Here is a 24590-nt window from a genome sequence, read left to right on the forward strand (position 1 = left end):
GAGGTCTCCCGGGAGAAACGCACCCGGGAGACCTCGAGGAAGCCGCCCTCCTTGCTGCCGCCGCCGCTCTTCGCTGCTTTTCGCTGCCGCGTTACTTCTTCCTGCCGCGCTTCTCGCGCACCCGTACCGAGATATGGATCGGCGTGCCCTCGAAGCCGAACTCCTCGCGCAGCCGCCGCTCGATGAACCGCCGGTAGCCCGCCTCGATGAAGCCCGAGGCGAAGAGAACGAACCGCGGCGGCTTGGTGCCCGCCTGCGTGCCGAAGAGGATGCGCGGCTGCTTGCCGCCCCGGATCGGGTGCGGGTGGGCGGAGACCAGCTCACCGAGGAACGCGTTGAGCCGGCCCGTGGGGACCCGGGTCTCCCAGCCCGCCAGAGCTGTCTCGATCGCCGGGACCAGCTTCTCCATGTGCCGGCCGGTGCGCGCCGAGACATTGACCCGGGGCGCCCACGCGACCTGGCCGAACTCGGTCTCGATCTCCCGCTCCAGGTAGTAGCGGCGCTCCTCGTCGAGGGTGTCCCACTTGTTGTACGCGATGACCATCGCGCGCCCTGCCTCGACGGCCATCGTGACGATGCGCTGGTCCTGTACGGAGATGGAGTCGGAGGCGTCGATCAGGATGACCGCGACCTCGGCCTTCTCCACGGCGGCGGCCGTGCGCAGCGAGGCGTAGTAGTCGGCGCCCTGCTGGAGGTGGACACGCTTGCGGATGCCCGCCGTGTCGACGAACTTCCAGGTGACACCGCCGAGTTCGATGAGCTCGTCGACGGGGTCGCGGGTGGTGCCCGCCAGCTCGTTGACGACGACGCGCTCCTCGCCCGCCACCTTGTTCAGCAGCGAGGACTTGCCGACGTTCGGACGGCCGATGAGCGCGATCCGGCGCGGGCCGCCGATACCGGTACCGCCGAACGTCTGCGCCGGTGCCTCGGGCAGCGCCTCCAGGACGGCGTCCAGCATGTCGCCCGTGCCACGGCCGTGCAGCGCGGACACGGGGTGCGGCTCGCCGAGGCCCAGGGACCACAGGTACGCCGCGTCGGCCTCGCCGCTCGGACCGTCGACCTTGTTGGCGCACAGCACGACGGGCTTGCCGGCCTTGCGCAGCAGCCGTACGACGGCCTCGTCGGTGTCGGTCGCGCCCACCTTGGCGTCGACGACGAACACGACCGCGTCGGCGGCCTCGATGGCGTACTCGGCCTGGGCGGCGACGGAGGCGTCGATACCGAGGACGTCCTGCTCCCAGCCGCCGGTGTCGACGACCTTGAAGCGGCGGCCCGACCACTCCGCCTCGTAGGTGACGCGGTCCCGGGTGACGCCCGGCTTGTCCTCGACGACCGCCTCGCGGCGGCCGATGATGCGGTTCACGAGTGTCGACTTGCCGACGTTGGGGCGTCCGACGACGGCGAGGACGGGCAACGGCCCGTGACCGGCCTCCTCGATGGCGCCCTCGACGTCCTCAAGGTCGAAGCCCTCTTCCGCGGCGAGCTCCATGAACGCTGCGTACTCGGTGGCCTCGGCCTCGCCAAGCTCTCCGTGCTCGTGCTCCGAGCCCTCGGAGGGAAACTGGTCGTTCATGAAGTCCGTACCTCGTAGTTCATCGTGGTGATCGGTGGAGCACACCCGTACGGGCTGATCCACTACTCGAGTCTCGCTCAGCGGCCGGTGAGACGCCTTGCGTTTTCCAGGTGCGCGGAGAGCTGCTTCTGGATGCGCACGGTCGCCTCGTCGAGCGCCTTGCGCGTGCGCCGCCCGCTGCCGTCGCCCGCTTCGAAGGGGTCGCCGAAGACGACGTCGACGCGACTGCGCAGCGGGGGCAGCCCCTTGATCAACCGTCCGCGCCGCTCGGTGCTTCCCAGCACCGCGACCGGCACGATCGGCGCTCCGCTGCGGACCGCGAAGTACGCGAGTCCGGCGCGCAGCGAGGCGAAGTCGCCCTCACCTCGGGTGCCTTCGGGGAAGATGCCGAGGACTCCGCCGTTCTCCAGGACGGCGAGGGCCTGGGTGATGGCCGTGCGGTCGGCGATCGAGCGGTCCACCTTCAGCTGGCCGATGCCGAGCAGGAAGGGGTCGAGGGGACCGACGAACGCCTCCTTCTTGATCAGGAAGTGCGTGGGCCGGGGGGCCACGCCCATGACCATCGGGCCGTCGATGTTGTGCGAGTGGTTCACGGCCAGGATCGCCGGGCCGGTCGCGGGAACCTTCCAGGCGCCGAGCACGCGCGGCCGCCACAGCCCGTACATCAGGCCGACCCCGATGCGGCGCCCGACCTCGGCACCGCGCGCCGAAGGTACCGCGGGTGCCTCGGTCACTTCCCCGCCCGCTTCTCCTCGACGAGGGTGACCACGCACTCTATGACCTGCTGGAGCGTGAGGTCCGAGGTGTCCACCTCGACCGCGTCGTCCGCCTTCGCCAGGGGCGAGGTCTTGCGGCTGGAGTCGGCGGCGTCGCGCTTGAGCAGCGCCTCGCGGGTGGCATGGACGTCGACGCCCTTCAGCTCACCGCTGCGGCGGGCCGCACGGGCCTCCGGGGAGGCGGTGAGGAAGATCTTCAGGTCGGCATCCGGCAGGACGGTGGTGCCGATGTCGCGGCCCTCGACGACGATGCCGTTCTCCGCGCCGGCCGCGATGGAGCGCTGCAGCTCGGTGATCCGGGCGCGCACCTCGGGCACCGCGCTGACCGCGCTGACCTTGGAGGTGACCTCCTGCGTACGGATCGGGCCGGCCACGTCCGTCCCGTCCACGGTGATGGACGGCGCGGTCGGATCCGTCCCGGAGACGATGTCCGGCTTCCCGGCCGCGGCGGCGATGGCGGAGGCGTCGTCGATGTCGATCCCGTTGCTCACCATCCACCACGTGATCGCCCGGTACTGGGCACCGGTGTCCAGGTAGCTCAGACCGAGCTGCGCGGCGACGGCCTTCGAGGTGCTCGACTTGCCCGTGCCGGAGGGGCCGTCGATGGCGACAATGACTGCCGGGGCGGTCCGGGCGGCGCCGTTTTCCACGGTCTGGAGACCTTCCTGGTCAAGGGTGGCGGATCCGTACGGGGCGCGCTGGCGCCCCGCACAAGGTTACTGGCTCCCCGGAACCCCTCTTACAGGCGGATCATCCGAAGGCTCACTGCCGGATCGCCCAGCCCCGCTCCCGCAACGCCGCGGTCAGCACGGGTGCCGCCTTGGGATCGACCATCAGCTGCACCAGACCGACCTGCTGCCCCGTCGCGTGCTCGATGCGTACGTCCTCGATGTTGACCCCGGCCATGCCCGCGTCGGCGAAGATGCGGGCCAGCTGGCCGGGCTGGTCGTCGATCAGTACCGCGACGACCTCGTAGGCCCGCGGAGCGGACCCGTGCTTGCCCGGGACCCTGATCTGGCCGGCGTTGCCGCGGCGGAGGACGTCCTCGATGCCCGTGGTGCCCTCGCGGCGCTTGGCCTCGTCGGCGGACTGGAGGGCGCGCAGGGCGTTGACCGTCTCGTCGAGGTCGGCGGCGACCTCGGTGAGCAGGTCGGCCACCGGGCCGGGGTTCGCGGACAGGATGTCGATCCACATGCGGGGATCGGAGCCCGCGATCCGGGTCACGTCGCGGATACCCCCGCCGCAGAGCCGTACGGCCGACTCCTCGGCGTTCTCCAGACGCGCCGCGACCATGCTGGACATCAGGTGCGGCATGTGGGAGACCAGGGCGACCGCGCGGTCGTGGGCGTCGGCGTCCATCACGACCGGTACGGCACGGCAGTGCGACACCAGCTCCAGGGCGAGGTTCAGGACCTCGGTGTCCGTGTCCCGGGTGGGCGTGAGCACCCAGGGACGGCCCTCGAAGAGGTCCCCGGTGGCGGCGAGGGGGCCCGACTTCTCGCGGCCCGCCATGGGGTGCGTACCGATGTACGCGGTGAGGTCGAGGCCGAGGCTCTCCAGTTCCCGGCGCGGGCCGCCCTTGACGGAGGCCACGTCGAGGTACCCGCGGGCGAGACCCCGCCGTATGGCGTCGGCCAGGATCGTGGCGACGTGCGCGGGCGGGGCGGCGACGATCGCGAGGTCCACCGGCCCCTCGGGCGCCTCGTCGGTGCCGGCGCCGAGCGCGGCCGCCGTACGGGCCTGCTCCGGGTCGTGGTCGCCGAGGTGGACGGTGACGCCCCGCTGGGCCAGCGCCAGGGCCGCCGAGGTGCCGATCAGCCCGGTCCCGATGACGAGTGCGGTCCTCACTGGGCGATGTCCTTGCGGAGTGCGGCCGCGGCACCGAGGTAGACGTGCGCGATCTCCGTGCGGGGCCGGTCGGACTCGATGTGCGCGAGGACCCGTACGACGCGGGGCATCGCGCCCTCCACGTCCAGTTCCTGGGCGCAGATCAGCGGGACGTCGACGATGCCGAGCTTGCGGGCGGCGGCCGCCGGGAAGTCGCTGCGCAGATCGGGCGTCGCCGTGAACCAGAGGCTGATCAGGTCGTCCGCGGTGAGACCGTTCCGCTTCAGGATCGCGGTGAGCAGCTCACCGACCTGCTCGTCCATGTGCCCGGACTCGTCCCGCTCCAGTTGGACGGCGCCCCGGACCGCTCGTACCGGCACGGCTGTGCTCCTCGCTGATGTACGTACACGACTCGGCACACCAGCGTAGTCAGCCCGGAACACGCCGGTGCGCGGCGCCCGCCTGCCGAGACGGCCGCCACATGCGCTCAGGCCGACTGCCGTCTGATGGCGTCCTCCAGGGAACCGGAGGGGATTCGGCCGTCCGGGGTCAGCCGGTCGACCGTCAGGGGCAGTACCTGGGAGATCTCGGTGGCGGCCCGGTCGGGGGTGACGCCGGTCTGCTCGGCCACCTGCTTGAGCGTGTCCTCCGGCAGCGCCTGGAGGATCTGAGCGCCGGTCACGGGCCGGTTCTCACCGGCGCCGATCCAGGATTCCTTCTCCTCGGCGAGACCCGCCTCGGTGAGCATGTCGAGGAGGACGCTCAACGCGTTGCCGTCCCTGCCGCCCGAGCCGTCGCCCAGGGCCATGAGCAGGGCACCCAGGAGGGCTCCCCCACTGGGGCCGTCGCTCTCGCCGCCCTGGTCGAGGAGGCCGTCGAGGAGGCTGCCGAGGTCGTTGCGCGCCATGATCACGCCTTTCGGGAGTGCGGGCGGCCCGCTCCGCGCGGGAGACGGGGCCGGGGCTTCACGGGTGCGGCCGGGCCGGGCGCCATGGCTCGACCCCCAGACCCTGACAATGTCACGCGAATGTCACCGTCCTGCCACTTGGGGTGAAACGCTCCGGTGCGCCTCTGGACGCCGCCCCGCGTGTCCGCTTGCATGGGGGAGGCTGTCCGCGCCACGCCTCGGGGGGAGGCACGTATGAAGCGCTCCGGACCTCTTTTCACACTCCTCGCAGGGCTCCTGCTGGCCCTGTTCCTGCTGTCGCTCAACGCGACGACGGGGACGCGCCCCACGGCGTCCGGAGGTGAGCCGCCCACCACGAAGGTGTCGCCGAACCCGACGCCCTCGCCCACCGGAACCGGTGCCGGGACCGGTGGCTCCCCGAGCCCGGACCCGAGCACGACGGGCACCCCACCGCCCAACGCCGACTACGCGGGCCGTACCGACGACGACTCCTCGGCCGTCGCCGTCTCGCTGCGCGACGGCAGGGCGATCGCGTACTTCTGCGACGGCCGCGACCAGGAGTCCTGGCTGAAGGGTGACATCGAGGACGACGGCTCCCTGAAGCTCACGGGCCGGGGCGGCGGCGAGCTGAACGGCACGCTGAAGGGCGACCGCGTCCGCGGCACGGTGGACATCGGCGGCAAGGAGTACGGCTTCACCGCGGACAAGGCGGTCAAGCCGTCCGGTCTGTACCGGGCGACGGCCACCGTCCGCGGCGCCGAGGTCGACGGCGGCTGGATCGTGCTGCGGGACGGCAGCCAGGTCGGCATCCTCAAGCGCGACGGCAGGCCCTCGGCCGCTCCGGAGATCGACCCCGGCTCCGGTGCCGTGACGATCGACGGCGAGCGGCTCACCGTCCGCCCCGTGACTCCCTGAACAGCCTTCCAGCGCGTCACCACGCCGCCCTCCGGACCCGACCCAGGGAGCCGAGCATGACCGTCGACCCGAACGCCGCCACCCAGGGCTTCCCGTCCCCGCCGTCCGCCCCCGATCGTCCGGGCGCCGCGCGCTACCTCGTCCCGGCGCTGGTCGCGTGCGCGGTCGCCGTCGGTCTCGGCGCCTACGGCACGGTGCACGACCCGGCGGGCACCGCCTTCAACCTGGCCGGGTTCAGCAGCACGGGCGCCGTGAAGTCATGGCTGGCGACCGCGTCGTTCGGCTTCGCGGTCGTCCAGCTCGTGTCGGCGCTCATGGTGTACGGCAGGCTGCCGGGCCCGAGTTGGGCAGGGGCGCTGCACCGCTGGTCGGGGCGGGTGGCGTTCCTGACGGCGGTGCCGGTCGCGGTGCACTGTCTGTACGCGCTGGGCTATCAGACGTACGAGCCGCGTGTTTTGTGGCACTCCCTCCTGGGTTGCTTCTTCTTCGGTGTTTTCAGTGCAAAGATGCTGCTGCTCCGCTCGGAGCGCTTGCCGGGCTGGCTGCTGCCGATCGTCGGCGGCCTCGTCTTCGCCGCCCTCACGGTGGTCTGGCTGACCTCCGCCCTCTGGTTCTTCCGCACGTTCGGGGTGACGACATGACGATGGGTTCGACGAGGCGCACGGTGCTTGTGACGGGGGCGGCCGTAGTACTCGCCGGATGCAGCGAGTACGGCGACGAGAACGGCGGCGACGACGGGGGGTCCCCCACAGCGACGGGCGAGGAACTGGCGAAGACGGACGACATCCCGGTCGGCGGCGGCACGGTCCTCAAGGAGCGGAAGATCGTGGTGACCCAGCCCGAGGAGGGCGACTTCAAGGCCTTCTCGGCGGTCTGCACTCACCAGGGATGCATCGTCTCCGACGTCTCGGACGAGACGATCAACTGCGCCTGCCACGCCAGCAGGTTCGCCATCGCGGACGGCGCCGTGGTGAGCGGCCCGGCGACCCGGCCGCTGCCCGAGGAGCAGATCACGGTGACGGGAAATTCGATCCGCCAGGGATGACGCACCGCGTACGCTCCCGGGCATGCAGCCCGAGGCCCTGGTCCGCGACCACACGATCTACGCCTGCGTCATGGGTTCACGCGCCTTCGGTCTGGCCACGGACGGCAGCGACACCGACCACAGGGGCGTCTTCCTGGCGCCCACCGCCCTGTACTGGCGCTTCGAGAAGCCGCCGACGCATGTGGAGGGCCCGGCGGAGGAGCAGTTCAGCTGGGAGCTGGAGCGCTTCTGCTCCCTCGCGCTGCGCGCCAACCCGAACATCCTGGAGTGCCTGCACTCCCCACTGGTGGAGCACATCGACGACACGGGCCGCGAACTGCTCTCCCTGCGCGGGGCGTTCCTGTCCCGCCAGGTCCACGAGACCTTCGCGCGCTACGCGCTCGGCCAGCACAGGAAGCTGGAGGCCGACGTACGCAACCACGGCGCCCCGCGCTGGAAGCACGCCATGCACCTGCTCCGCCTCCTGACGACCTGCCGTGACGTGCTGCGCACGGGTGAGCTCACGATCGACGTGGGCGACCTGCGCGAGCCGCTCCTGGCGGTGAAGCGCGGCGAGGTCCCCTGGCCGGAGGTGGAGTCCTGGATGGCCCGCCTCGCCGGGGAGGCGGACGAGGCGGCGGCCCGCTCACCGCTCCCGGCCGAGCCGGACCGGGCCCGCGTGGAGGACTTCCTCGTACGGACCCGCCGCGCGTCAGCCCTGGGAGCCGGGACCGGACAGGTCCCCGGCGCCCGCCAGCCGGACCCGTATGACGAAGTCGTGCAGGGCGTCGTACGCGGTGGGCGCACCGGGCAGCGCCGATAGGGCCTGCTCCTCGTCCAGCACGCCGTGCAGCCGCTCCACGTCGGCCTCCACGCGCGCGGGGTCGACGTCGGCCACGCCGTGCTCCTGCTCGGCCTTGGCGGCGACGAGGTCCGGCAGATACGCGGGCGCCTCCGCCACCTCCCGTACGAGCGTGGGCAGATGGGGCTGGACCTCGCCGCTGCGCATCAGGTGGATCCCGGTGAGCAGCACGCGGAACGTGTAGAGCAGCGGCTTGAGTTCGCCGGTCTTCCGGAACAGCCGCACCTGGGTGGCCGCGAACCCGCGGTAGTGGTGCGCATGGTGACGTGTGATGACGCCGGGGGCCAGGGCGGCCAGCTCCCGGTGGGCCTCGGTGGTGTGCACGACCAGCGGGGAGAGCAGCTGCTCCAGCACATAGCCGTTGCGCCGGAGCATCAGCCGGACGAACTTGCGCAGGTCGTGCGTGACCAGGTCCATCTCGACACCGTCCCGCTCCCACATCCGGGACCGGGTCTCCTCCGGTTCGCGCAGCCCGACCAGTGCCCCCGTCGGCAGCAGGTGCACGCCCCGCAGGTCGACGTCCGAGTCGCGCGAGGGGAAGCCGTACAGATGCGCTCCCGAGACGGTCGCGAACAGCAGGGGGTCGGGCTGTTCGGCGACCACGGGCGCCAGATCGATGCCGAGCATGTCGAGGATGTCGAGGGTATTGGTCATCCCTCAAGCGTCCCAGAGCGCCCCCAGCGACACGAGGTCGCTCTGGTACTCGATGCGGTCGGCCCATTCCGTGGGCCATGCCGCCGGGCCGTGGTACGCGCCCGCGAAGGCACCCGCGAGGCAGGCGATGGAGTCCGAGTCGCCCGAGGTGCAGGCGGCGCGGCGCAGGGCGGTGACGGGTTCGTCGAGGAAGAGCAGGAAGCACAACAGGCCGGTGGCGAAGGCCTCCTCGGCGATCCAGCCCTCGCCCGTGGCCAGGCAGGGGTCGGTCTCGGGCGACGGCGCGCGCAGTGCCTGCCGGACGCGGTCGAGGGCGTCCAGGCACTCGTCCCAGCCGCGGGTGATGAAGTGCGCGGCCGAGGGGTCCTGGCTGTACTGCCACAGGTCGCCGAGCCAGCGTGTGTGGTAGTGGCCGCGGTTCTCGTAGGCGTACGACCGCAACTGCCCGACCAGGCCCATCGGTTCGGCGCCCTGGGCGAGAAGCCGTACGGCGTGCGCGGTCAGATCGGCGGCGGCGAGCGCCGTGGGGTGCCCGTGGGTGAGGGCGGCCTGCAACTGGGCGGCGCCCGCGCGCTGTTCGTCGTTCAGCTGGGGGACGAGCCCGAGCGGGGCCACCCGCATGTTGGCCCCGCAGCCCTTGGAGCCCATCTGGCTGGCGTCCTGCCAGGGGTGGCGTTCCCGCGCGAGGAGATCGCAGGCGACGAGGCAGGTGCGGCCGGGCGCGCGGTTGTTGTCCGGCGAGCGGGACCAGGCGACGTACTCCGCGCGGGCGTGCCGCGCCAGGACCTCGGGGCTGAGCGGTCCCCGGTCCATGGCCGTGCGCAGCGCCCGTCCCAGCGCCAGCGTCATCTGGGTGTCGTCGGTGACGAACGCGGGATTCGGCAGCTCCATCTCCCGCCAGGGACCGCACTTTTCGAGGATCGACGGGATGTCGTTGAACTCGGTCGGGAAGCCGAGCGCGTCGCCGAGAGCGAGGCCGAGCAGGGATCCGGTGGCGGCGCGCTTGGCGAGCAGGGTCGTGGTCATCAGGACCGTCCTTCGGGCGTGGGGCGCAACAGGGGCGGGTGCAGGGTGGTGGCTCCGCCCGCGCGGTAGAGCGCGGCGGGTTTGCCGCGACCTCCGGTGAGGCGCGCGGCGCCGGGGACCGGCTCGACGAAGCCCGGCGTGGCCAGCACCTTGCGCCGGAAGTTGGGCCGGTCGAGGGGGGTGCCCCACACGGTCTCGTAGACCTGCTGCAACTCGCCGAGCGTGAACTCGGGCGGGCAGAAGGAGGGGGCGAGACAGGTGTACTCGAGCTTGGCGCCGACGCGTTCGTGGGCGTCGGCGAGGATCCGGTCGTGGTCGAAGGCGAGCGGCCCCGCGGTGTCGTACGGCAGCCAGCGGGCCTGTACCGCGTCACCGCCGCCGTGCGGTTCGGGCGGATGCGGCAGCAGCGCGGCGAACGCGACGGAGACGACCCGCATCCTCGGGTCCCGGTCGGGCTCGCTGTAGGTCCGCAGCTGCTCCAGATGGAGCTCGGAGACGTCCTTCAGGCCGGTCTCCTCGGCGAGTTCGCGCCGGGCGGCGGTCTCCGCGGACTCGTGCGGCAGCACGAACCCGCCGGGCAGCGCCCAGTGGCCCGCGTACGGCTCGTGTCCGCGCTCGACGAGCAGCACCTGGAGCACGCCGTCCCGGACGGTGAGGACGGCCAGGTCGACCGTGACGGCGAAGGGCTCGTAGGCGTGCTTGTCGTAGCCCCCGGGCGCATGGCCGTTCGACGCACGGCCGACGGGTGCGGTCATGTTCACCCTCCCCCTCATTAATGGTCACCATGACTAATAGTCATACCGACTATAAAGAGGCCGGCGCACTCCCACAACCCGTCAGGGGCAAAGGAATCGAGAACTACGGCAAAGAACCGCGACACGACGAAGCGGCCGGCCCCGGAGTGCTCCGGAACCGGCCGCCACGAAGAGGCGCGGTACGCACAGGCGCGACGCACAGGCGGTATGCACAAGCGCGGTACGCCAGAGGCGCGGTGGGCCTGACCGCCCTACAGGTCGACCTCACGCATCAGCATGCCGACCTCGGTGTTGGACAGCCGTCGCAGCCAGCCCGACTTCTGGTCGCCGAGCGTGATCGGCCCGAAGGCGACACGGACGAGCTTGTCGACCGGGAAGCCGGCCTCGGCGAGCATACGGCGCACGATGTGCTTGCGGCCCTCGTGCAGTGTGACCTCCACGAGGTAGTTCTTGCCGGTCTGCTCGACGACCCGGAAGTGGTCCGCGCGCGCGTACCCGTCCTCCAGCTGGATGCCGTCCTTCAGGCGCTTGCCCAGGTCGCGCGGGATCGGGCCGACGATGTGCGCCAGGTACGTCTTCTTCACGCCGTACCGGGGGTGGGTCAGCCGGTTCGCCAGCTCACCGTGGTTGGTGAGCAGGATGACGCCCTCGGTCTCGGTGTCGAGCCGCCCGACGTGGAAGAGCCGGGTCTCGCGGTTGGTCACGTAGTCGCCGAGGCACTGACGGCCCTCGGGGTCCTCCATGGTCGACACGACACCGGCGGGCTTGTTCAGCGAGAAGAACTGGTACGACTGCGTGGCGACGGTCAGTCCGTCGACCTTGACCTCGTCCTTCTCGGGGTCGACGCGCCGCCCCTGCTCAGTGACGATCTCGCCGTTGACCTCGACCCGGGCCTGCTCGATGAGGTCCTCGCAGGAGCGCCGCGAGCCGTAGCCGGCCCGGGCAAGCACCTTCTGCAGCCGCTCGCCCTCCTGCTCGGCCCCCGGGAAGGTCTTGGGCAGCTTGATGTCCTTCTTGCCCGCGTACCGCTCGCGGTTGCGCTCCTCGGCGCGCGCGTCGTACTCGCGGGAGCGCGCGGGGGCCGTACGACCGCGCCCGCCGCCCTGCTTCTGCCCCTCCTGTGGCTTCTTCGGACCGCCCTTGGCACCACCGCGCGCGGAGCCGCCACGCCCGGACTTGGGGCCTTCCTGGGTGGCGCCGGGGCCGACGTCGTAGCGGCGCTCCTCGGGGCGGGGCTTGCGGGGGCGGCCCTGCCCCTGCTTCTGGTCCCTGTCGTTGCCGGCGCCGCGGTAGTTACCGCGCCCGCCGCTCTTGCCGCTGCCGCTGCTTCGCATCAAAGTTCCGTCGTCGTCGTATTCGGAATGTTCGTCATGGGACCGTCGTCCGCGTCCGGGGCGTCCGGATCGAACGACGGGACGGCTTCCTGGGTCTCGGCCTCGATCGCCTCCGCCTCCGGGAGGAAGGGCGCGAGCTCCGGGAGCTCGTCCAGACCGCGCAGGCCCATCCGCTCCAGGAAGTAGTTCGTCGTCCTGTACAGGATCGCACCTGTCTCGGGTTCCGTGCCCGCCTCCTCGACCAGCCCGCGCTGGAGGAGGGTGCGCATGACCCCGTCACAGTTCACGCCGCGTACGGCGGAGACCCGGGAACGGCTGACCGGCTGCCGGTAGGCGACCACGGCCAGCGTCTCCAGGGCGGCCTGGGTGAGCCGTGCCTGCTGCCCGTCGAGCACGAAGCGCTCCACGGCGGCGGCGTACTCGCCCCGGGTGTAGAACCGCCACCCGCCGGCGACGAACCGCAGCTCGAAACCCCGCCGCTGCACGGCGTACTCGTCGGCGAGCTCCCGCAGGGCCTTGGCGATCTGCCGCCGGGGCCGCTCGAGGATCTTCGCCAGGTGCTCCTCGGTGGCGGGCTCGTCCACGACCATGAGGACGGCCTCCAGGGCGGGCCTGAGCTCGAGTTCGGCGACGGACCGCAGCCCGGCCGGAGTCTCGGTGGTCTCCTCGCTCACGCCTTCTCCTCCTCCTTGGGCGGCTCGGGCGGCCGGTCGAACTCATCGGTGACCATCGGCGTCTCGTCCCCCTCTCCCCCGGTCCACCGCACCAGCAGCTCCCCGAGGGCAGCCTCCTGCTCCAGCGCCACGGCCTTCTCGCGGTACAGCTCCAGCAGCGCCAGGAACCGCGCCACGACGGTCAGGGTGTCATCCGTGTCCTCGACGAGGGCCCGGAAGGTCGCCTCCCCGAGCTCCCTGAGCCGTGCCACGACGATCCCGGCCTGCTCCTGCACGCTCACGAGGGGCGCGTGGATGTGGTCGACGTACACCTGCGGCTTGGGCTTCGGCTGCATCGCCTTCACGGCGAGCTTCGCGAACCCCTCCGCCCCGATGCTGATGACGACCTCGGGCAACAGTTCGGCATGCTGCGGCTCCAGCCCCACGGTCCGCGGATAGCGCCGGGCCTCGTCGTCCAGCCGCCCGCTGAAGATCTCCGCGATCTGCTTGTACGCCCGGTACTGCAACAACCGCGCGAACAGCAGATCCCGCGCCTCCAGCAACGCGAGGTCCCCCTCGTCCTCCACCTCGGCGGACGGCAACAGCCGCGCGGCCTTGAGATCGAGCAGGGTGGCGGCCACGACGAGGAACTCGGTCGTCTGATCAAGATCCCAGTCGGGCCCCATCCCCCTGATGTGCGCCATGAACTCATCGGTCACCTTGGACAACGCGACCTCGGTGACGTCGAGCTTGTGCTTGGAGATCAGCTGGAGGAGAAGGTCGAAGGGACCCTCGAAGTTCGCGAGCCGCACCTTGAAGACACCGTTGCCGGGTTCGGCGGGGTCCTCGGCGGTGGGCTCGGAGACGGGTCCGGACGGATCTCCGGACACGGGGACACCGACGCCTCCGGACGCAGCCGCGGGCCCGGGATGAGCGGACACACGTTCGCCGGGGCCTGCGGCCTCGGGGCCGGACACAGGACCGACAGGACCCTCTGGCGCGACCGACGACCCGCGTCCAGCGGCACCGCCGCCCCGGGCACCGGACACGGGGACACCGACGCCTCCGGACGCAGCCGCGGATACCGGTCCGTCGGCGTCAGGCTCGGGTTCTTCGGGTTCTTCGGGTTCTTCGGGTTGGGCCAGTGGTTCCGGGGCCGGCGCGGCAGGGTCGGACCCGGGTGCCGGGCGACGGCGGGGTGCGGCGACGGCTTCGGGCTCGGTACCCGCTTCGGCTGCCCCGGGCGCGCCCGGGGGCGGTGCCTCTTGGGCTCGGTTGCCGTTGTCCTCCGGTTCACCCGCAGGGGGCGCCGGGTCGTCCGCGGCGCCGGGGTGGGCAGTCGTTCCGCGGGGCGATGGGGGTCCCCCCTGCTCGGGCGAAGCCGAGAGCTCGGGGGCGGTCGGGCGCAACGGCCCACGGGCCGCAGCCGAAGAACCGTCCTCGGCCGGAGACTCGCCCTCCGCCGCGGGCGGCACATCCTCCGCCGGAGGCGAAAGCGGGGCGGGGGCCCCAGCCCCGGGTCCTCTGCCAAGGGCACGCCGACGACCGGCCGAACCGCCGGAGGCTGACGCGTTGGACGAGGTCATAGCCGTCGCAGGCTACCGCGTACCGCCCCCGAAGCCGACCACCGGCCCGTACCCGACCACCGGCCCCGAGAACCCGAACCCCTGGTACCGGCAAGCACGGCAGGCGCTCCCGCTACCGCCCGCGCAGCCGGCGTACGAGGATGCTCGCGTCCCCCCGGGACTCCAGATCGGCGAGCACCACGGCGACCGCCTCCCGCACGATCCGTCCGCGGTCGACCGCCAGCCCGTGCTCCCCGCGCAGCACCAGCCGCGCGTGCTCGAGGTCCATGAGCTCCTCGGCGGACACATACACGGTGATCTTCTCGTCGTGCCGCTCCCGCCCGCTCGGCCGACGCGCCGCGGTCCGCCCCCGGCGACGGGGCGCGGCGGCTGCCGCAGCCGCAGCCGCGGCAGAACCTTCCTGCATCGGCGGCCTGCGCGCGGTCCCCGGGGCCGACGCGGCCCTGTCGGCCTCCGCGGCGGCGGCCCGGCTGCGGGACTCCCCCGCGTCGACCGGCTCGGCATCCGCGGCCACGTGCTCGGCCCCCTCGCCGTCACCGCCCTGCGCGGGCACCGACGGCGGCGCGTCCTCCGCGCCGGCGGGATCGCTCTCCCCCGCCGGTGCCGGCACCCTGGCCTCGCCGTTGGCCTGGCGCCTGGGGGTGGACGACTGGAGCGCCATTCCCCCGGTGGTACGGAACAGTTCGTCGGCCCCCGGCAGACTCACTCGGCGTGACACCGGGCGAGCACCTCCCTGGCGAGCTGGCGGTAGGCGGCGGCACCGACGGAGTTGGAGGCGTACGTGGTGATCGGCTCACCGGCGACCGTGGTCTCCGGGAAGCGGACCGTGCGCCCGATGACCGTGTGGTACACGTGGTCGTCGAACGCCTCGACGACACGCGCGAGCACCTCGCGGCTGTGCACCGTGCGCGAGTCGTACATCGTGGCGAGGATCCCGTCGAGCTCCAGCTCCGGGTTGAGCCGCTCCTGGACCTTCTCGATGGTCTCGGTGAGCAGCGCGACACCGCGCAGCGCGAAGAACTCGCACTCCAGCGGCACGATCACCTTGTGCGCGGCCGTCAGCGCGTTCACCGTCAGCAGACCCAGCGAGGGCTGACAGTCGATCACGATGTAGTCGTAGTCGGCCATGAGCGGCTTCAGGGCACGCTGCAGCGTCGACTCGCGCGCGACCTCCGACACCAGCTGGACCTCGGCGGCGGACAGGTCGATGTTGCTGGGCAGCAGGTCCATGTTGGGGACCGCGGTCTTCAGAAGGACCTCGTCGGCCGCCATGCCCCGCTCCATGAGCAGGTTGTAGACGGTGAGGTCGAGTTCCATCGGGTTCACACCGAGGCCGACCGACAGCGCCCCCTGCGGGTCGAAGTCGACCAGCAGGACCCGCCGTCCGTACTCCGCGAGCGCGGCGCCCAGGTTGATGGTCGACGTCGTCTTGCCGACGCCGCCCTTCTGGTTGCACATCGCGATGATCTTCGCGGGGCCGTGATCGGTCAGCGGGCCCGGGATCGGGAAGTACGGCAGCGGGCGTCCGGTCGGGCCGATGCGCTCACGGCGCTGTCTGGCCGCGTCGGGCGCGAGCGTGGCCGCGTACTCCGGATCGGGCTCGTACTCGGCGTCGGGGTCGTAGAAGTGCCCCTCGGGCAGTTCCTCGTAGTCGGCGAAGTGGTTGCGGGTCTCGCCACTTCCGTCGCCGGCCATGGCGTTCACGTGATGGCCATCCATGCTCATGTGTGCTGGCTGAGTCACCTCTGACTTTTGGTGACCCTGATGGGCTGCGAAGGTGCGCACAGCGACGGAGCCGACAGCCTGGAGCCCCGTGGGCCGTTGGCCCTGCGCAGGCATTCCTGGTTGACCACCCCCGGGAGTAAATGTCGACTCATTCACAAGTCGTCTTACCTCCTTGGTGACCAGGAAACTTCTAGATAGGTCAGCGTGGCACCATGCCGACGGTTGGCGACTCTATGGCGTGTCGGCGGTCCGCAGCAACACAATCCGCCGGACCCGGCCCGATGTGTCGGCAATGAAACATCCCGCTGTCAAGGGCGTACGGCCGTCGCACGGCAGGTTTCACCGTTGCGCGAATCGGTTGAAGAGTTACGTTCCGCGCGAGTTGACCACGAGTTGCGAGGTGAACATACACACCGGCGGCCGGACCCCATCGAGCAAGGTCCGGCCGTGTGCACGCTGTTGACGAGCCGTGTTGACGTATCGCCTTTTGCTGCCGGGAAGTCGGTCCGCGGCAGGTTCCGGTCTAGCCGAGCAGCGACTCCAGCGCGACGTGCTCAAGGCTGTGCGCCTCGGCGACCTCGCGGTAAATCACCTGGCCGTCATGGGTGTTGAGGCCCCGGGCCAGCGCCGGATCACGGCGCAGCGCCTCGGCCCAGCCGCGGTCGGCGAGCTCCACGACGTACGGCAGCGTGGCGTTGGTGAGCGCGTACGTGGAGGTGTTGGGCACCGCGCCCGGCATGTTGGCGACGCAGTAGAAGACCGACTCGTGGACCGGGAAGGTCGGCTCGGCGTGTGTGGTCGGCCGGGAGTCCTCGAAGCAGCCGCCCTGGTCGATCGCGATGTCGACAAGGACACTTCCCGGCTTCATCCGCGACACGAGCTCGTTGGTGACCAGCTTCGGCGCCTTGGCACCGGGGACGAGGACGGCGCCGATGACGAGGTCGGCCTCCAGGCACGCCTTCTCGAGCTCGAAGGCGTTGGAGACAACGGTCTGGATCTTCGTGCCGAAGATCTTGTCGGCTTCCTTGAGCTTGTTGATGTCCCTGTCGAGCAGGGTCACGTGGAAGCCCATGCCGATGGCGATCTGCATCGCGTTCCAGCCGGAGACGCCACCGCCGATGACCACGGCCCGGCCGGCCGGCACACCCGGGACGCCGCCGGGCAGCACACCGCGGCCGCCGTTGGCGCGCATCAGGTGGTAGGCGCCGACCTGCGGTGCCAGCCGGCCCGCGACCTCGGACATGGGGGCGAGCAGCGGCAGCGCGCGACTGGGCAGCTCGACGGTCTCGTACGCGATCGCGGTCGTCCCCGACTCCAGGAGGGCGTCCGTGCACTCCCGCGAGGCGGCCAGGTGCAGATAGGTGAAGAGCGTCTGGTCCTTGCGGAGGCGGTGGTACTCCTCGGCGACGGGCTCCTTGACCTTCAGCAGCAGGTCGGCGGTGGCCCAGACCTCGTCGGCGGTCTCCAGGATCCGGGCGCCGGCGGCGACGTACTCGGCGTCCGGGATCGAGGAGCCGACCCCGGCGCCCCGCTCGATGAGGACCTGGTGGCCGTGGCGGACCAGCTCATGGACACCGGCGGGGGTGATCGCCACCCGGAACTCGTTGTTCTTGACCTCGCGGGGGATGCCGACCTTCACGGGGATCACGGTCCTTGACTCAGAGGTGTAGGGCATACCAGTCATACCCGGGCACACTTGGGCGCACCGGGAGACACCGCGGAGAAGGTGCGGCAGAGCCAGTCTAATGAAGGCGTTCCCGCTGTCCAGCCTTTCAATCAATCAATTCTCAGCGGATGCACTACGGATTTCGTAGGCACTAGCGTCCTGCTCCAAGGCCGGAGCGCCCCGTTCCGATGCCCGCTCCACCTGCGGAAGCCGCTCCGGAGGCCGCTCCGGGAGCCGGTCCGGGCGCTGTGGCGGGAGCTGCTGCCGAAGCTCGTCGGGAAACAGCCGCTCGGCCGCTCGCCGGTGCAGCACGGCCGCCGCCGGGTCCCCCAGCCGTTCCAGCGTGTCCGCGAGCCGGACATGCAGCGCGGCCTGCAGACGCGTGTCCTCGGCACGCCGCGCCCATTCGAGCGCCTCCTCACAGAGGGCCAGCGACTCCTCGAACCGCCCCGCGTACTCCTGGACGCGCGCCATCTCGCTCAACGCCCTGGCCTGGCCGCCCACATCACCGAGCCTGCGGTAACCGGTCAGCGCCGAGCTCCAGTTGCGCAGCGCCTCTCCGTAGCGGCCCGCGTAGGTGTGCGCACCGGCGATACGGCCGTAGAGCCGGGCCGCGTCGGCGCGTTCGCCCCGGGCCAGCCGCTGGGCGAGCGCCCGCCCGTACCAGTCGGCGGCCCGCTCGTAGTCCCCGAGTTCCTGGTGGGCGCCGCCCACGGACTCCATCGCGCGGCCGGTCGCATACGGGTCGTTCGCCTTCCGGCCCGCGTCCAGCGCGGCCCGGTAGCGCACGAGCGCCTCGTTCGTGCGGCCGGTCTGCGCGTCCAGGTCGGCCAGGTTCAGCAGGGCGGCGGCCTTCTCGCGGGGCAGGTTCCGGCGCTCGGCGACATCGAGGACCAGCCGGTGGACGCCGTACAGCTCGGGGGCGGCGGCCTGGGTGCCGAAGTGGACGACCATCGTCCGGACCAGCTGGGACATCAGTCGGCGGGCCAGCGTGTCCAGCTCCCCGTCGGCGACGGCGAGCCGTGCCGAGGCCAGCAGCGCGGGCCGCCGGACGCGCAGCCAGTCCTCCGCGGCACGTGGCGTGGGGAAGCGCACGTCGCTGGGCATGCCCTGGAGCTTCTCGCGGGCCTGGGCGCTGTCGGTCTCGGTGATCACGCGGCACGACTGCAGCAGGCGTACGGTCCGCTCCAGCATCCGGGCGCGGGCCAGCTGCAGGTCGGCCGGACGCTCCTGGCTCTCGGCGCGGGCGCGCAGCAGGGGCTGGAGACAGCCCGGGACCCGGTACTGCGGCAGCGGCGAGTCGACGGTGTGCAGGAAGCCGAGCGCCACGAAGTCGTCCAGCGTGCTGCGGGCCGCGCCCACCGAGCAGCCGGCCAGCGCGGACGCGGTGTGGGGGTCGACGAGACCCGCGGGCGCGAGCGAGAGCAGCCGCAGAACGCGGGCGGCGATGCTGGGCAGGGAGTCGTAGGCGAAGTCGAACACCCTGGTCAGCGGGGGGTTCTCGGTGCCACTGGACCGCAGGTGCCTGACCAGGTCGGCGACGGCGGCCCTGGGACGGGCGGCGAGCCAGCCCCCGGCGAGCATCAGCGCGGCGGGCTGGGCGGCACACTCCTCGACCAGTTCCTCGGCGGTCCGCGGGTCGACGGTGATGCGCACGGAGCCGGTGAAGCGGCCGAGCAGCTCCACGCCGGACTCGGTGTCCAGTCCGCCCAGCGTGCACGGACGGACGTCGGAGATCCCGGTCAGCGGCCCTCCGGAGACCGCGACGACCAGGCACTCGGGTGTGTCCGGCAGCAGCGCGTCGACCTGCTCGGCGTCGACCGCGTCGTCCAGCAGGAGCAGCGTCCGGCGGTCGGCCAGTGCCTCGCGCAGCGCGGCGCTGAGGTCGTCCTCGGCGGCGCCCGGCGGTGTGGGCAGGTCGAGGGCGGAGAGCAGCTCACGGGCGGCGCGTTCGATCGGTACGCGGGTGCCGTCGGGCTCGGCAAGACGGGCGCGCAGCACGCCGTCGGGGTAACTCTCGGCAACCTGCCGCACGAGTTCCCCGGCGAGCGCGGAGCGCCCGGAGCCGGGGCGCCCGGCGATGAGGAGCACACGCGCCCGCGGCGCTTTCCGGCCGGAGATGGTGTCGAGGCCGGCGCGCTCGATGTCGGCGCGGAGTTCTTTCAACTCTCGTGCGCGGCCCAGGAACTGACTCTCCGTGAGGTTTCCCTTCGCCACCGGGGGTGGCTCGGTTCCGGACACCTCGGTGCTCTCCGTGCTGACCGTCTGATCCGTCACGGGTCACGCTCCCGTCCCACTGCACGCGCCGGCCCGCCGGGACTCCGGAGCGGGCGTCGCCCAGAGCCTAGTTCACGCTCTGCGACGAGCCCGGAGGAGCACGGCGGACAGGTCCCCCGATCGGATCAGCCGATCGTAGGACCGGAGCGGTCAGCTCGGCGTGAAGCCCCTCACGACGCGCCGGACGCGCCTTGGGCCACCGTGCGGTTCACGCCTGGAACGGGCGGGCCGGCCAGGGCGCCTCCGCGGGACGCAGCGCGTCCAGCCCGTCGCCCCCGCGGGCCGCGACCAGCGAGAGGACGCCCACGACCAGGCAGTTGTTGTGCAGCTCGCCGGCGAGGACGCCCCGTACGAGCTCGTCGACGGGCACACGCGCCAGCTCCATGTCGGCCTCCTCGTCCGAGACCTCGAAGCGCTGCCCCTCGGCCTCGTAGAGGTCGCGGGCGAGGAAGACGCGGACGGCCTCGTCGCAGCCGCCGGGAGTGGTGTAGACGTCGGTGAGGACGCGCCAGTCCTCGGCCTTGACGTGCGCCTCCTCGTACAGCTCCCGCTGGGCGGCGAGCAGCGGGTTCTCGCCGGGCACGTCGAGGAGCCCGGCGGGGATCTCCCACAGCTTCTGGCGCACGGGGTGGCGGTACTGGCGCAGGACCAGGACACGGTCGGCGTCGTCGAGGGCGAGGACGGCGACGGAGCCCGGGTGGACCTGGTAGTCGCGGCGGACGACCGAACCATCGGGCATGACCACGTCGTCGGTGCGCACAGAGGTCTTCTTGCCGGTGAACGGGGTGCCGCTCGCCCGGACCTCCCACTCCTCGGCGGTGTCCTTGATGGTCATGTCGACTTGTTCCTCCACGCGTTGTCCCTCCACACGTACGACGAAACCGGGGTACACGTCCCGAAAGACGCGCACCCCGGCCACCGTACAGCTCTGGTGCCGCTTGCCCTTACTTCCCGGTCTTGCGCTCCACGGCCGCCTTCACCAGGCCGGCGAACAGCGGGTGCGGCCGCGTCGGGCGCGAGCGCAGCTCGGGGTGCGCCTGGGTCGCGACCAGGTACGGGTGGACGTCGCGCGGGTACTCGACGTACTCCACGAGCTTGCCGTCCGGCGAGGTGCCCGAGAACAGCAGACCCGCCTGCTTCTCCAGCTCGGCGCGGTAGGAGTTGTTGACCTCGTAGCGGTGACGGTGCCGCTCCTCGACGTACTCCTTGCCGTCGTACACCTCGCGCACGATCGAGCCCTCGGCGAGCTTGGCCGGGTACATGCCCAGGCGCATCGTGCCGCCCATGTCGCCCTCACCGGCGACGATGTCGAGCTGCTCGGCCATGGTGGAGATCACCGGGTGGGCGGTGGCCGCGTCGAACTCGGTGGAGTTGGCGTCCGGGATGCCCGCCAGGTTGCGCGCGGCCTCGATCACGATGCACTGCAGTCCGAGGCAGAGGCCGAGCAGCGGGATCCGGTTCTCGCGGGCGTACTGGATGGCGCCCACCTTGCCGGAGACACCGCGGTCGCCGAAGCCGCCCGGGATGCAGATGGCGTCCACGTCGCCGAGCTGCTGGGCGGCGCCGGAGGGGGTCTTGCAGTCGTCCGAGGTGACCCACTTGATCTTCACACGGGCCCTGTTGGCGAAGCCGCCCGCGCGCAGGGCCTCGGTGACCGACAGGTAGGCGTCGGGCAGGTCGATGTACTTGCCGACGAGCGCCAGGTTGATCTCGTGCTGCGGGTTGTGGACGCGGTCGAGCAGGTCGTCCCAGGTCGTCCAGTCCACGTCACGGAAGGGCAGGTCCAGCTTGCGGACGACGTACGCGTCGAGGCCCTCGCCGTGCACGGTCTTGGGGATGTCGTAGATCGAGCGGGCGTCGGGGCAGGCGACCACGGCTGCCTCGTCGACGTCGCACATCAGCGAGATCTTGCGCTTGATCGCGGTGGGGACCTCGCGGTCGCAGCGCAGCACGATCGCGTCCGGCTGGATACCGATGTTCCGCAGGGCCGCGACCGAGTGCTGGGTCGGCTTCGTCTTCAACTCGCCCGAGGGACCGATGTACGGCAGGAGAGAGATGTGCACCACAAAAACGTTGTCGCGGCCGACTTCGTGGCGGACCTGGCGGACTGTTTCCAGGAACGGCAGTGACTCGATGTCACCGACCGTGCCGCCGACCTCGGTGATCACGACGTCGACCTCGTCGGAGGCCATACGGCGGATGCGGTGCTTGATCTCGTTGGTGATGTGCGGGATGACCTGCACGGTGTCGCCGAGGTACTCGCCGCGCCGCTCCTTGGCGATCACCGTCGAGTACACCTGGCCGGTGGTGACGTTGGCGGAGCCGTCCAGGTCGCGGTCGAGGAAGCGCTCGTAGTGGCCGATGTCCAGGTCGGTCTCGGCGCCGTCGTTCGTGACGAACACCTCACCGTGCTGGAACGGGTTCATGGTGCCCGGGTCGACGTTCAGGTACGGGTCCAGCTTCTGCATCACGACGCGCACACCCCGGGCCTTGAGCAGCATGCCCAGGCTGGAGGCGGTGAGGCCCTTGCCGAGCGAGGAGGCGACACCCCCGGTCACGAAGATGTGCTTGGTCGTCGTGGATTTGGGCGGCATGGCCAAGAGGGGGCTCCCGTGGTCGCGGTATGGAGTGCGGGGCGGCTGTCGGCCCGGACGTTTCCGGGGTGCCGTCGCTGCGGTTCGGGGGCCCCTGCCGTCGCGCAAGGGTGTGCGGGCGCCCACCGGTCCACGGGCTACCAGCGTATCAGCGACCGCGCGAGATGGCTTCCGGCCACGCTCCGCGCACGGACCGCCACGGAGCCCACGCAAGGTGACGGACAGTGACGAAAGGTCACTCATAGCTCACTCGTTCGGCCCACCCGCGTTGCCGGGAGCGGCACGCGGACACCGGGACAGCGTCGTATCCTCTTCGGACACTCGCTGCCGAGCCCGGCCCGCGAACGGCACCACCCACGCCCGTCTCCGGAACAACAAGAGCTCGTCAGTTCGTTGAGCAACGAACGCCTTCATTCCGTTGAGGATCGTTGTACGACGACGCATTACACAGAACCCTGGGGTCACGTTCGACACTGGTCCTATGGGCCCCATGACCGCACAGCGACCGCCCCTGGGGCGACGTGGCCGTTCGACTGGAGTTGCATTGGCCGGGCGCATCGAGGACTACGCACTCATCGGAGACATGCAGACAGCCGCGCTGGTCTGCCGTGACGGCACGGTGGACTGGCTGTGCCTGCCGCGCTTCGACTCCCATGCCGTCTTCGCCGGGCTCCTCGGCAACGAGGAGCACGGTTTCTGGCGTCTGGGCCCTGCCCACGCCGCCGACGCCGCACCGCCGACGGCCTCCCGGCGGGCGTACCGGGGGGACTCGCTGGTCCTGGAATCGGAGTGGGACACCCCGCGCGGCACGGTCAGAGTGACGGATTTCATGCCCCCGCGTGACGGCGCCCCGCAGCTGATCCGGATCGTGGAGGGCGTCAGCGGCCGGGTGCCCATGCGCTCCGCGCTGCGGATGCGGTTCTCGTACGGCCGGGTCGTGCCGTGGGTGCACAAGCACGAGGGCCGGACGGTGGCCGTCGCGGGGCCCGACTCCGTGTGGTTCGACACAGCGGCCGAGACCTACGGAAAGTCACTCACCACGTACGCCGACTTCACGGTGGCGCCGGGCGAGAAGATCGCGTTCACGATCTCCTGGCAGCCTTCTCACAAGGAGCCGCCGTCGCTGCCGGAGCCGGAGCAGTCGCTGGAGGCGACCGAGGAGTTCTGGCGCGAGTGGGTCGAGCACTGCACGTACCACGGCCCGTACCGCGAGGCCGTGATCCGCTCCCTGATCACGCTGAAGGCGCTGACGTACGCGCCCACCGGCGGCATCGTCGCGGCGCCCACGACCTCCCTCCCGGAGCACATCGGCGGCGTGCGCAACTGGGACTACCGGTACACGTGGCTGCGTGACGCGGCGATCACCCTGTCCTCGCTGCTGCGCACCGGCTACCGCGAGGAGGCGCGCGCCTGGCGCGAGTGGCTGCTGCGGGCCGTGGCCGGCGACCCCGAGAACCTGCAGATCATGTACGGCATCGCGGGTGAGCGCGAGCTGGGCGAGGCCGAGCTGGACTGGCTGCCCGGCTACGAGGACTCGGCGCCGGTCCGGGTGGGCAACGGCGCGGCGCACCAGCTGCAGCTGGACGTGTACGGCGAGGTCACCGAGGCCCTGCACCTGGCGCACATGACGGGCCTGGCCCGCAACGACTACGCGTCGCTGCTCCAGCTGAAGCTGATCCGCTACTTGGAGGACCACTGGGACGAGCCGGACGAGGGCATCTGGGAGGTGCGCGGCCCGCGCCGACACTTCGTGCACTCGAAGGTCATGGCCTGGGTCGCGGTGGACCGCACCATCAAGCTGATCGAGTCCGGCGACGCGGACGGCCCGCTGGAGAAGTGGCGCGAGCTGCGCGACGACATCCACCGGGACGTGTGCGAGCGGGGCTACGACAAGGAGCGCAACACCTTCACGCAGTCGTACGGCTCGAAGGAGCTGGACGCCTCGCTGCTGCTGATCCCGCAGGTGGGCTTCCTGCCGCCGGACGACAAGCGCGTGATCGGCACCATCGAGGCCATCCAGCGCGAGCTGTCGACCCCGGACGGGTTCATCCTGCGCTACCCGACCTCGGGCGAGGACGAGGGCGTGGACGGGCTGCCGGGCGACGAGGGCGCGTTCCTGGCCTGCTCGTTCTGGATGGCGGACGACCTGGCGATGATCGGCCGCGTCGACGAGGCCCGCAAGCTCTTCGAGAAGCTGCTGGCCCTGCGCAACGACCTGGGCCTGCTCGCCGAGGAGTGGGACCCGCGCCTCAAGCGCCAGGTGGGTAACTTCCCGCAGGCGTTCAGCCACGTACCGCTGATCGACACGGCTCTGCGGCTGACGGCTTCCGGGGCGTACGGCGGCTGACACGTGCCGCGGAAGGCGGCGGATCAGGCACCTGCGCGATGCCGGGGGAAGCGCTCGCGGCCACCGGCCCACAGGACCGGCCTGATCCG

23 protein-coding genes are annotated in these 24590 nt (G+C 71.3%); 5 read left to right on the forward strand and 18 right to left on the reverse strand.

What is annotated here, in order from left to right:
* Window positions 1–91: 91 nt before the first annotated feature.
* The 6 genes from der to FNH04_RS12365 form a co-directional block, all read right to left on the reverse strand.
* The gene (der, locus tag FNH04_RS12340) at window positions 92–1573 is read right to left on the reverse strand and encodes a ribosome biogenesis GTPase Der (protein WP_152783401.1); all 1482 of its coding nucleotides are present in this window, start codon (window positions 1571–1573) and stop codon (window positions 92–94) included.
* A 77-nt stretch (window positions 1574–1650) separates the two neighbouring features.
* The gene (locus FNH04_RS12345; protein WP_386574252.1) at window positions 1651–2346 is read right to left on the reverse strand and encodes a lysophospholipid acyltransferase family protein; all 696 of its coding nucleotides are present in this window, start codon (window positions 2344–2346) and stop codon (window positions 1651–1653) included.
* Window positions 2304–2999, reverse strand: coding sequence for a (d)CMP kinase (gene cmk, locus FNH04_RS12350; protein ID WP_322722958.1), 696 nt, complete (start codon window positions 2997–2999; stop codon window positions 2304–2306). The genes FNH04_RS12345 and cmk overlap by 43 nt, the downstream gene beginning before the upstream one ends.
* A 112-nt stretch (window positions 3000–3111) precedes the next feature.
* Window positions 3112–4197, reverse strand: coding sequence for a prephenate dehydrogenase (locus tag FNH04_RS12355; protein ID WP_322722959.1), 1086 nt, complete (start codon window positions 4195–4197; stop codon window positions 3112–3114).
* Complete coding sequence (gene aroH, locus FNH04_RS12360; protein ID WP_322722960.1) at window positions 4194–4556, reverse strand: chorismate mutase; 363 nt, start codon at window positions 4554–4556, stop codon at window positions 4194–4196. The genes FNH04_RS12355 and aroH overlap by 4 nt, the downstream gene beginning before the upstream one ends.
* Window positions 4557–4663: 107 nt before the next feature.
* Window positions 4664–5194, reverse strand: coding sequence for a YidB family protein (locus FNH04_RS12365; RefSeq protein ID WP_386574397.1), 531 nt, complete (start codon window positions 5192–5194; stop codon window positions 4664–4666).
* A gap of 123 nt (window positions 5195–5317) precedes the next feature.
* Between FNH04_RS12365 and FNH04_RS12370 the strand changes: the two genes are divergently transcribed.
* Genes FNH04_RS12370 through FNH04_RS12385 form a run of 4 tightly spaced genes read left to right on the forward strand, consistent with a single transcriptional unit; the run spans window position 5318 to window position 7845 of the window.
* The gene (locus FNH04_RS12370) at window positions 5318–5998 is read left to right on the forward strand and encodes a hypothetical protein (RefSeq protein WP_152783405.1); all 681 of its coding nucleotides are present in this window, start codon (window positions 5318–5320) and stop codon (window positions 5996–5998) included.
* 56 nt (window positions 5999–6054) lie between these two features.
* Complete coding sequence (locus FNH04_RS12375) at window positions 6055–6639, forward strand: DUF6529 family protein (protein WP_152783407.1); 585 nt, start codon at window positions 6055–6057, stop codon at window positions 6637–6639.
* Window positions 6636–7043 carry a Rieske (2Fe-2S) protein gene (locus FNH04_RS12380; RefSeq protein WP_152783409.1) on the forward strand — a complete coding sequence of 136 codons (408 nt, stop codon included), beginning with the start codon at window positions 6636–6638 and terminating at the stop codon, window positions 7041–7043. Before FNH04_RS12375 ends, FNH04_RS12380 begins: the two co-directional genes overlap by 4 nt.
* A 22-nt stretch (window positions 7044–7065) precedes the next feature.
* Window positions 7066–7845, forward strand: coding sequence for a nucleotidyltransferase domain-containing protein (locus FNH04_RS12385; protein WP_152783411.1), 780 nt, complete (start codon window positions 7066–7068; stop codon window positions 7843–7845).
* On the opposite strand, the gene FNH04_RS12390 is transcribed toward FNH04_RS12385, so the two are convergent.
* The 12 genes from FNH04_RS12390 to FNH04_RS12445 form a co-directional block, all read right to left on the reverse strand.
* Window positions 7735–8520: a nucleotidyltransferase domain-containing protein gene (locus tag FNH04_RS12390; protein ID WP_322722965.1), complete on the reverse strand. Its 786-nt coding sequence runs from the start codon at window positions 8518–8520 to the stop codon at window positions 7735–7737. The two genes, FNH04_RS12385 and FNH04_RS12390, sit on opposite strands and share 111 nt — an antisense overlap.
* Window positions 8521–8541: 21 nt before the next feature.
* Window positions 8542–9564: an ADP-ribosylglycohydrolase family protein gene (locus FNH04_RS12395; protein WP_152783415.1), complete on the reverse strand. Its 1023-nt coding sequence runs from the start codon at window positions 9562–9564 to the stop codon at window positions 8542–8544.
* Window positions 9564–10319: an NUDIX hydrolase gene (locus FNH04_RS12400; protein WP_152783417.1), complete on the reverse strand. Its 756-nt coding sequence runs from the start codon at window positions 10317–10319 to the stop codon at window positions 9564–9566. Before FNH04_RS12400 ends, FNH04_RS12395 begins: the two co-directional genes overlap by 1 nt.
* A 251-nt stretch (window positions 10320–10570) precedes the next feature.
* The gene (locus FNH04_RS12405; protein ID WP_152783419.1) at window positions 10571–11653 is read right to left on the reverse strand and encodes a pseudouridine synthase; all 1083 of its coding nucleotides are present in this window, start codon (window positions 11651–11653) and stop codon (window positions 10571–10573) included.
* Window positions 11653–12327 (reverse strand): SMC-Scp complex subunit ScpB, encoded by a 675-nt coding sequence (gene scpB / locus FNH04_RS12410; RefSeq protein ID WP_322722961.1) that lies wholly within the window; start codon window positions 12325–12327, stop codon window positions 11653–11655. The genes FNH04_RS12405 and scpB overlap by 1 nt, the downstream gene beginning before the upstream one ends.
* The gene (locus FNH04_RS12415) at window positions 12324–13196 is read right to left on the reverse strand and encodes a segregation and condensation protein A (protein WP_386574246.1); all 873 of its coding nucleotides are present in this window, start codon (window positions 13194–13196) and stop codon (window positions 12324–12326) included. The genes scpB and FNH04_RS12415 overlap by 4 nt, the downstream gene beginning before the upstream one ends.
* An 808-nt stretch (window positions 13197–14004) precedes the next feature.
* A complete protein-coding gene (locus tag FNH04_RS12420; RefSeq protein ID WP_322722963.1) occupies window positions 14005–14610 on the reverse strand; it encodes a hypothetical protein in 606 nt (201 codons plus the stop codon).
* Window positions 14595–15731: a ParA family protein gene (locus FNH04_RS12425; protein ID WP_152783421.1), complete on the reverse strand. Its 1137-nt coding sequence runs from the start codon at window positions 15729–15731 to the stop codon at window positions 14595–14597. The genes FNH04_RS12420 and FNH04_RS12425 overlap by 16 nt, the downstream gene beginning before the upstream one ends.
* A 409-nt stretch (window positions 15732–16140) precedes the next feature.
* Entirely contained in the window at window positions 16141–17265 is a 1125-nt protein-coding gene (ald, locus tag FNH04_RS12430; RefSeq protein ID WP_322722966.1) for an alanine dehydrogenase, read from the reverse strand.
* A 132-nt stretch (window positions 17266–17397) separates the two neighbouring features.
* Window positions 17398–19560, reverse strand: coding sequence for a tetratricopeptide repeat protein (locus FNH04_RS12435; RefSeq protein WP_386574243.1), 2163 nt, complete (start codon window positions 19558–19560; stop codon window positions 17398–17400).
* A gap of 208 nt (window positions 19561–19768) precedes the next feature.
* Entirely contained in the window at window positions 19769–20395 is a 627-nt protein-coding gene (locus FNH04_RS12440) for an NUDIX domain-containing protein (RefSeq protein ID WP_152783425.1), read from the reverse strand.
* A gap of 109 nt (window positions 20396–20504) precedes the next feature.
* Window positions 20505–22154, reverse strand: coding sequence for a CTP synthase (locus tag FNH04_RS12445; protein WP_152783427.1), 1650 nt, complete (start codon window positions 22152–22154; stop codon window positions 20505–20507).
* Between the two features lie 544 nt (window positions 22155–22698).
* On the opposite strand from FNH04_RS12445, the gene FNH04_RS12450 reads away from it, so the two are divergent.
* Window positions 22699–24501 (forward strand): glycoside hydrolase family 15 protein, encoded by a 1803-nt coding sequence (locus tag FNH04_RS12450; RefSeq protein ID WP_152783429.1) that lies wholly within the window; start codon window positions 22699–22701, stop codon window positions 24499–24501.
* Window positions 24502–24590: the final 89 nt, after the last annotated feature.

This window comes from Streptomyces phyllanthi, assembly GCF_009377205.1.
Taxonomy (GTDB): Bacteria; Actinomycetota; Actinomycetes; order Streptomycetales; family Streptomycetaceae; genus Streptomyces; species Streptomyces phyllanthi.

Bases quoted from the DNA above. Each gene is read 5' to 3' on its own strand.
- der (WP_152783401.1), bottom strand. From the start codon at position 1,573: ATGAACGACCAGTTTCCCTCCGAGGGCTCGGAGCACGAGCACGGAGAG.
- FNH04_RS12395 (WP_152783415.1), bottom strand. From the start codon at position 9,564: ATGACCACGACCCTGCTCGCCAAGCGCGCCGCCACCGGATCCCTGCTC.
- FNH04_RS12440 (WP_152783425.1), bottom strand. From the start codon at position 20,395: ATGACCATCAAGGACACCGCCGAGGAGTGGGAGGTCCGGGCGAGCGGC.
- FNH04_RS12445 (WP_152783427.1), bottom strand. From the start codon at position 22,154: ATGCCGCCCAAATCCACGACGACCAAGCACATCTTCGTGACCGGGGGT.
- FNH04_RS12405 (WP_152783419.1), bottom strand. From the start codon at position 11,653: ATGCGAAGCAGCGGCAGCGGCAAGAGCGGCGGGCGCGGTAACTACCGC.
- FNH04_RS12385 (WP_152783411.1), top strand. From the start codon at position 7,066: ATGCAGCCCGAGGCCCTGGTCCGCGACCACACGATCTACGCCTGCGTC.
- FNH04_RS12380 (WP_152783409.1), top strand. From the start codon at position 6,636: ATGACGATGGGTTCGACGAGGCGCACGGTGCTTGTGACGGGGGCGGCC.
- FNH04_RS12375 (WP_152783407.1), top strand. From the start codon at position 6,055: ATGACCGTCGACCCGAACGCCGCCACCCAGGGCTTCCCGTCCCCGCCG.
- FNH04_RS12400 (WP_152783417.1), bottom strand. From the start codon at position 10,319: ATGACCGCACCCGTCGGCCGTGCGTCGAACGGCCATGCGCCCGGGGGC.
- FNH04_RS12425 (WP_152783421.1), bottom strand. From the start codon at position 15,731: ATGCCTGCGCAGGGCCAACGGCCCACGGGGCTCCAGGCTGTCGGCTCC.
- FNH04_RS12370 (WP_152783405.1), top strand. From the start codon at position 5,318: ATGAAGCGCTCCGGACCTCTTTTCACACTCCTCGCAGGGCTCCTGCTG.